The following is a 493-nucleotide window of genomic DNA, read 5'->3' on the forward strand; positions in this document are numbered from 1 at the left end:
TTTCTCTTCCTCCGGGTACTTAGATGTTTCAGTTCTCCGGGTGTGCCTTCTCATATACTATGTATTCATATATGGATAACATGACATAACTCATGCTGGGTTTCCCCATTCGGAGATCTCTGGATCAAAGCTTACTTACAGCTCCCCAGAGCATATCGTCGTTAGTAACGTCCTTCATCGGCTTCTAGTGCCAAGGCATCCACCGTGCGCCCTTAATAACTTAATCTGTTATTAATTGTTGTGATGTCCATACTTTCGTATGAACGCGCGATTTCTTCAAGAATTCAGTAAATGAACTCACTCGGTTTTGCTTGGTAAATCTTTTTCTTCTTCTTGCTTTATCTAGTTTTCAAGGTACATTTTAAAAATGGTGGGCCTAAATGGACTCGAACCATCGACCTCACGCTTATCAGGCGTGCGCTCTAACCAGCTGAGCTATAGGCCCATTTGAATGCTGAACATTCAAAACTGAATGCAATATGTCAGTGTCAAT

1 tRNA gene and 1 rRNA gene are annotated in these 493 nt (G+C 41.8%); both read right to left on the bottom strand.

Going from position 1 to position 493, the window contains the following annotated elements:
* Nucleotides 1-226: ribosomal RNA gene (locus tag ERX29_RS10770) — 23S ribosomal RNA — on the bottom strand; the annotation flags it as partial.
* Between the two features lie 142 nt (nucleotides 227-368).
* Nucleotides 369-445, bottom strand: a tRNA-Ile gene (locus tag ERX29_RS10775).
* Nucleotides 446-493 lie beyond the last annotated feature (48 nt).

Source organism: Macrococcus lamae (genome assembly GCF_004359545.1).
In the GTDB taxonomy this organism is placed as follows: domain Bacteria; phylum Bacillota; class Bacilli; order Staphylococcales; family Staphylococcaceae; genus Macrococcus; species Macrococcus lamae.